General features: G+C 64.3%; 1 protein-coding gene. It reads right to left on the bottom strand.

Annotated features, from left to right (window positions below; genetic code table 11):
* A partial coding sequence (locus SB786_RS36125) for a dihydroxy-acid dehydratase (RefSeq protein ID WP_410731563.1) occupies window positions 1–277 on the bottom strand: 277 nt, incomplete at both ends.

Here is a 277-nt window from a genome sequence, read left to right as displayed (position 1 = left end):
CCAGTCTCGTAGGCAACCGCCCCTCGCTCCTTATAGGGCCCGGGGATCATCGCTGAACCGGGCAGGCTCATGCCTAGTGCCTCGGCCAGCGAGTTCATCGTCGAGGCGGTGCCCATGGTATTGCAGTGACCCACTGAGGGCGCCGAATCAGCTATCCGCGAAAGGAACTCCGGGTAATCGATATCCCCGGCGGCCAGACGCTTGCGCATCTCCCACACCACAGTTCCGGAGCCGACTCGTTCACGGCCTCGCCAACCATTCAGCATCGGCCCGCCCG

This window comes from Burkholderia sp. SIMBA_062 (assembly GCF_046534765.1).
Lineage (GTDB): Bacteria > Pseudomonadota > Gammaproteobacteria > Burkholderiales > Burkholderiaceae > Burkholderia > Burkholderia ambifaria.
Note: the sequence above shows the minus strand (reverse complement) of the source record. Positions and strands in the feature narration are given on the sequence as shown.